Below are 6,316 nucleotides of genomic sequence, written 5' to 3'. Positions count from 1 at the left end.
TATACCTTATCTTCATGCTGTTTGTTTTTCATACCACAAAGATCAACACGCCCTACATAAATGTATTTAATTTGATTTTTAATGTGTTTGTGCAAAATTTATTTACAACAGCGTAAAAGTAATAGTTTGTAGATTAAAGGCTGATTTAGTTGTTTAGATTTAATAAAGCATGGCTTGAACAGCTCGGATGCTTTAAAATATGCCGTTCAGTAAAAGAGGCTTATTTATTTTATGCGCGCACATTCTCAATCACATACTCGCCCTGATTTACTCACCGCCCCAATCTTGCCTACACTAAAGAAAATGACCATTCCGATGATCTTTGGGATGATTACCCTAATGATGTTCAACATAGTTGATACTTTTTTCATTAGCTTATTGGGTACTGAGCCGCTTGCTGCAGTGAGCTTTACATTTCCCGTTACTTTCACCGTTATTAGTTTAGCGATTGGTTTAGGCATAGGTACCTCAGCGGTAATAGCAAAAGCATTAGGCAGTAACAATATTGAAGAAGCGCGTTTTGATGCCAGTATATCGTTGTTGATTGCGGTGGTATTAGTGTTGGTTTTATCTACGTGTGGCTATTTATTAATTGATCCTATTTTTACTTTACTCGGAGCTGGGGAGCAAGTATTACCGCTCATTCATGAATATATCAGTATTTGGTTTTTAGGCAGTGTATTTTTAATTACCCCGATGATTGGTAATTCTGTACTGCGTGCCAGTGGCGATACTAAAACACCGAGTATTATTATGGGTGGAGCGGGGCTTATCAATGCGGTACTCGATCCTGTACTTATTTTTGGTTTTGGCCCCATTCCTGCGTTTGGCATTAAAGGAGCCGCCATCGCCAGTGTTATAGCATGGGCAGTTGCTGTGGCAATTATTTTATACTTATTAATTGCTAAAAAGCGCTTATTGAGTTTAAAAGCAGGGTCGCAAACGGTTATTGGAGCTATTCGTAAAATATTAAAAATAGGCTTACCCGCAGCAGGTGCTAACATGCTAACACCGGTTGCTATGGCAGTAATGACGGCATTGGTTGCACATCATGGTCCAGAGGCTGTGGCTGCTTTTGGAGTAGGGAGTCGAATAGAATCAATAGCGAGTTTGGTGGTATTAGCATTATCGATGACTTTGCCACCTTTTATTAGTCAAAATTTTGGAGCCAGTCATTTTTCTCGCGTAAAGGATGCCTACCTAGGAACCTTAAAATTTGTGATGTTATGGCAGTTTGTTATTTATATTTTATTAATTATGTTCTCAGGCGTCATAAGTGAAATATTTGGTAAGGAGCAAGCCGTTGTTGATGTCATAAAACTGTTTATTTATACCATCCCATTAAGTTATGGCTTGCAAGGAGTGATCATTTTATCCAACTCCTCGTTTAACGCTTTACACAAACCCATGAACGCCTTAGTTTTGAGCGTTATTCGGTTATTTATTTTTTATGTTCCCTTTGCGTATATCGGGAATGAACTGGCAGGTTTAATCGGCTTGTTTATTGGCGCGGCCATTGGTAATTTATTCACAGCCCTTGTAGCCTATAAGTGGTTTATGAGAGAAATTGAAGCGTTAAGCAGTCAAGCATTACAGGAGTGTAGTCATTGAGCGATCATTTTCAGTTAGAATCAAAATTTAAACCCGCTGGGGATCAGCCTACCGCTATCGCTCAGTTGTGCGAAGGTTTAGAAGCAGGGCTTGCTCATCAAACCTTATTGGGCGCAACAGGGACGGGAAAAACCTTCACGATGGCTAACATCATTAGTGATTTAAATCGCCCCACTATTATTATGGCGCACAATAAAACCTTAGCGGCGCAATTATACGGCGAGATGAAAGAATTTTTCCCGCATAATGCGGTTGAGTACTTTGTATCTTACTACGATTACTACCAACCAGAAGCCTACGTGGTAGCCAGTGACACCTTTATTGAAAAAGATGCATCCATCAATGAACACATTGAGCAAATGCGGCTCAGCGCCACTAAAGCGCTATTAGAGCGTCGGGATACCATAATCGTTGCGTCGGTATCGGCGATTTATGGTCTGGGCGATCCTGATTCATACATGAAAATGATGCTGCTTTTAAAAGTGGGCGAAAAAGTCGACCAGCGCGATATGCTGCGCCGCCTTGCAGAGCTGCAATACACCCGTAACGATATTGATTTTAGTCGAGGTACATATCGTGTTCGCGGCGAAGTGGTGGATATATTTCCAGCTGAATCAGATACCTATGCAGTACGTGTAGAAATGTTTGATGATGAAGTTGAACGCTTGAGTATTTTTGATCCCCTCACTGGTGCTGTTGAAAAACACATAGTGCGCGCTACTATTTACCCTAAAACTCACTATGTAACGCCACGAGAAAAAATACTCGAAGCCATCGAAAAAATAAAAGTTGAGCTTAAAGAGCGCAGGGCACAATTACTCAGCGCTAATAAATTAGTTGAAGAGCAACGTATTGCGCAGCGTACCCAATACGACATAGAAATGATGACCGAACTTGGTTATTGCTCAGGCATTGAAAACTACAGCCGTTACTTATCGGGGCGCACACCTGGCGATCCACCGCCAACATTACTCGATTATTTACCCGACGATGCATTAATGATTATTGATGAATCGCACGTAACTGTCTCACAAATTGGCGCTATGTATAAAGGCGACAGAAGCCGTAAAGAAAACCTCGTTGAATATGGCTTTAGAATGCCCTCAGCCATGGATAACCGCCCACTGCGTTTTGAAGAATTTGAAGCCATTGCACCGCAAACCATTTATGTATCGGCCACCCCGGGCGACTTTGAATTAGAGCGCAGCAACGGCGAAGTTGCAGAGCAGGTTATTCGTCCAACCGGCTTACTTGACCCTGTTATTGAAGTGCGTCCGGTTGGCGACCAGGTTGATGACTTACTCTCAGAAATTTATAAAAGTGTTGAAAAAGGCGAGCGCGTGTTAGTAACAACACTGACCAAACGCATGGCTGAGGATTTAACTGATTATTTAAGCGAACATAATGTAAAAGTACGCTATTTACACTCTGACATAGACACCGTAGAGCGGGTCGAAATTATTCGTGATTTACGTGCCGGTGTGTTTGACGTGTTAGTAGGCATTAACTTACTACGTGAAGGTTTAGATATGCCAGAAGTGGCATTAGTAGCTATTTTAGATGCCGATAAAGAAGGCTTTTTACGCTCAGCTCGCTCACTTATTCAAACAATAGGCCGTGCTGCGCGACACCTTAATGGTCGCGCTATTTTATACGGTGACAGAGTGACTAAATCGATGGCCAAAGCCATTGATGAAACCCAGCGACGCCGCGATATACAGCATGCTTATAATGTTAAGCACGGTATTGAGCCCAGTGCCTTGGTTAAAAAGATACTTGATGTAATGGATGTAGGTGAAGATGCCTCACCGCAAGACAATCTACAGCTTATTCGTAAAGACTCTAAAAAAATCCTCAGTGCTAAAGAGATTGCAACGCAAATTAAGCAGTTAGAAACCAAAATGCATGCGTATGCCAGTGATTTAGAATTTGAAAAAGCCGCCTCAGTGCGCGACGAAATACATGAACTACAACAACAGTTGATTAATTAAATGACAATCGATTTTACTCCTCTTATTAATGCATTAGCAGACACGCCTTTTGCAGATAACGAATTATGCCGCGTATTTCATGGTCGCGGTCACAGCGTAGAAGCGCTAAGCCATATTAACTTAGACTTTTATCCACCGAGTTTGTTTTTGGTGTCATACAGTGAAATTGATGAGGTAACACTCGCTGCACTCACCGATACGTTATGGCAATGGGCACAACAACATCATCCAGAGTTAATTACTGCATTGGTGTATCAGCAGCGAGCTGGGCTGCAAAGCCATAACACCCTTGTTCACGGGCAATTGCCCGCGCGTCATAGCGTAGCCGAAAACGGGGTGCGTTTTTTGGTTGATTTAATGAGTAAGCAAAACACCGGTATTTTTCCTGATATGCGAAAAGGCCGTGAGTTTGTCATGCAAAATAGTAAACATGCCAAAGTACTTAATTTGTTTTCTTATACCTGTGGTTTTTCGGTTGCGGCTATGCACGGCGGCGCAGATCATGTGATGAACATGGATATGAGCAAAGGTGTGTTAAAAGTGGGTAAGCAAAACCACCAACTCAATAATGTCGATCGTGGGGTCAGTTTTTTACCGCACGATATTTTAAAGTCGTTTGGTAAGCTAAAAAAAGCCGCACCGTTTGATTTGATTATTGTTGATCCGCCCAGTTTTCAAAAAGGCAGTTTTATTTTAACCAAAGACTATCAAAAAGTGCTGCGCAGACTTCCTGAGCTTTTAAACGATACTACACAGTTATTGCTATGCGCTAATAGCCCAGAGCTTACAGAAAACGATTTTAAAGCACTTATTGAAGAGCATACTCAAGGTGCTATTGAGTTTGTTAAACGCCTAGAACCGACTGATCGCTTTATTGAAATTGATAGCGATAAAAGCTTAAAAGCATTGGTGTACAAAACAAAAACATAGTGAGTTAAATGAAACTGAGTAAACGTTTAAACGCCATCAATTCGTTAATTACACAGTCTTACGATATTGTTTGGGATTGTTGTTGCGATCATGGCTTTTTAGGTATGGCATTACTTGAGCGCGGCATAGCCAAACAAATAAACTTTGTTGATATTATTCCAGAGTTAATGGAAGCGCTTGAGCAGTCGCTACAACAATTTGAGCAAGGAAAGTCTTTGCCTTCATGGCAAGTGCGCTGCGAAGATGTTGCGCAAATTAAATTGCCAACAGCTGCAAAGCAAGTGGTGGTTATTGCTGGTGTGGGGGGCGATTTATGTTTAAAGCTTATTGAACAAATTATTGCCAACAACCCGCAAAGCTTGCACCAACTCAGTTTTATTATTTGCCCCATTCAGCATCTTTACAAAGTGCGCGAAGGTTTAAAAGCCTGTAATTTAAAGCTCGAAAACGAGCAAATTATTGTTGAAAACAAACGTTTTTACGAAGTATTACACGTTAGTGTAAATGCCAGCCAAACACTCACTCAAACCGGTGGTCAAATGTGGGATAAACACAATCCACAACATCATCTATATCAGCAACAATTGCTTGACCATTATACTCGAATGCTCAATAAAGATAGACTTTACTATCAAAAAGTTATAACAGAGTATCAACGCGTATTTGAATGCTAAATACTCCTGTCAGTGTGATCGATTTTTGTGATTAACCACGTAAAGTGCTTCATAGTTAATATCCTGCCATCAGGCAGATTTATTTGGTTTATATATGTCAGATAAAAATATAAAAATTGAGCCATTATTAGGCGATGGGCAAAAGTGGCAACACAGTTATGAGCAACCGATTTCGTATGCGCCGTTAGTACAACTGGCCAATAATAATTGGATTGTTCCCCAGCATTTTTTACGTTACAAGCATACGCTAGCCAGCGTTAATGAAGTGCTTAACGACATTAGTTTTTCCAACCACTTTAGTGTGTTAGCAGCTGAAAAAAACAGTGATGTTTATTTGCAAGTAGCAGTACTTAGCCCAGACAATTATCGCGCTGATAATAAAGCAAAAAAACTATTGTTTGGTCGTCGCTGGCCAGTAGAGCAAAATTTGCCAACCTCAGAGCTTATTCAAACAGCATTTTTAGCATTGAAAGTGGCACGCGAGCATGAAGTAAGAGAGCTTTTTCAGCTGCAGCATCAAGGCGCAACCAGCACGCCGTTTAATAATCATCATGATTTACCTGTTATGGCGCAAAACCCTGAGCTTGTTAAAAGCACATCGTTTAAAAATATTCCATTGAACGACCTGATAGAGCGCGTGGTGTTTGCGGATAATAAAATTGCGCTAATTAACTGCCAAGCCATAATCACCGGCGAGCAGGTGTATACGGTTAAACTTCATTGCGATAGTTGTCAGCTAAGCGAATTTAATAATAAAACCTTGTCATTTTTAGTACCTGATGCAACAACCAACAGCTTTTTACATAGCTTTATTGTCGCACTGGTTGCTGTGAGTAACGAGTATGTGAGTGAGCATTTTAAATACCAAGGCTTTGCGCGCTTTAGTAAAGATGTACACGCAGAGCAGGTCGGGGAGCTAAGCATTGCCATGCGTTCACCAAGTTCAGTTAGTTTATGTTCTATGGGTAAGCAAGAGGCGAATCAGTTAAACTTTGAAATAGACAGCGGCAGGGCACCCCAAGGGTGTGGACAAGCCATTGGCGGGTTTTTAGCTGCCCATGGTATAGAGCAGCCAGAAAATGCATATTTATACCCTAATTATTTATAACT

The 6,316-nt window shown here is 41.0% G+C and carries 5 protein-coding genes; all 5 read left to right on the top strand.

The annotated features are described in order from the left end of the window. Nucleotides 1-231: 231 nt before the first annotated feature. The 5 genes from QMA00_RS12060 (at nt 232) to QMA00_RS12040 (ending at nt 6,314) form a co-directional block, all read left to right on the top strand. A complete protein-coding gene (locus QMA00_RS12060) occupies nt 232-1,611 on the top strand; it encodes an MATE family efflux transporter (protein ID WP_262977157.1) in 1,380 nt (459 codons plus the stop codon). Beyond that, nucleotides 1,608-3,602 (top strand): excinuclease ABC subunit UvrB, encoded by a 1,995-nt coding sequence (uvrB, locus tag QMA00_RS12055; RefSeq protein WP_290157412.1) that lies wholly within the window; start codon nt 1,608-1,610, stop codon nt 3,600-3,602. Before QMA00_RS12060 ends, uvrB begins: the two co-directional genes overlap by 4 nt. Continuing rightward, nucleotides 3,603-4,532, top strand: coding sequence for a class I SAM-dependent methyltransferase (locus tag QMA00_RS12050; RefSeq protein ID WP_262977155.1), 930 nt, complete (start codon nt 3,603-3,605; stop codon nt 4,530-4,532). It begins immediately after the preceding gene. An 8-nt stretch (nt 4,533-4,540) separates the two neighbouring features. Next, complete coding sequence (locus QMA00_RS12045; RefSeq protein WP_138561868.1) at nt 4,541-5,206, top strand: tRNA (adenine(22)-N(1))-methyltransferase TrmK; 666 nt, start codon at nt 4,541-4,543, stop codon at nt 5,204-5,206. 94 nt (nt 5,207-5,300) lie between these two features. Further along, nucleotides 5,301-6,314, top strand: a complete 1,014-nt coding sequence (locus QMA00_RS12040; RefSeq protein ID WP_076923047.1) for a hypothetical protein — start codon at nt 5,301-5,303, stop codon at nt 6,312-6,314. Nucleotides 6,315-6,316 lie beyond the last annotated feature (2 nt).

Origin of the sequence: Pseudoalteromonas sp. APC 3694, assembly GCF_030407565.1 — a bacterium.
In the GTDB taxonomy this organism is placed as follows: domain Bacteria; phylum Pseudomonadota; class Gammaproteobacteria; order Enterobacterales; family Alteromonadaceae; genus Pseudoalteromonas; species Pseudoalteromonas tetraodonis.
Note: the sequence above shows the minus strand (reverse complement) of the source record. Positions and strands in the feature narration are given on the sequence as shown.

Excerpts from the sequence above, each read along its gene's own strand:
- QMA00_RS12060 (WP_262977157.1), top strand. The coding sequence starts at position 232 with ATGCGCGCACATTCTCAATCACATACTCGCCCTGATTTACTCACCGCC.
- QMA00_RS12050 (WP_262977155.1), top strand. The coding sequence starts at position 3,603 with ATGACAATCGATTTTACTCCTCTTATTAATGCATTAGCAGACACGCCT.
- QMA00_RS12045 (WP_138561868.1), top strand. The coding sequence starts at position 4,541 with ATGAAACTGAGTAAACGTTTAAACGCCATCAATTCGTTAATTACACAG.
- QMA00_RS12040 (WP_076923047.1), top strand. The coding sequence starts at position 5,301 with ATGTCAGATAAAAATATAAAAATTGAGCCATTATTAGGCGATGGGCAA.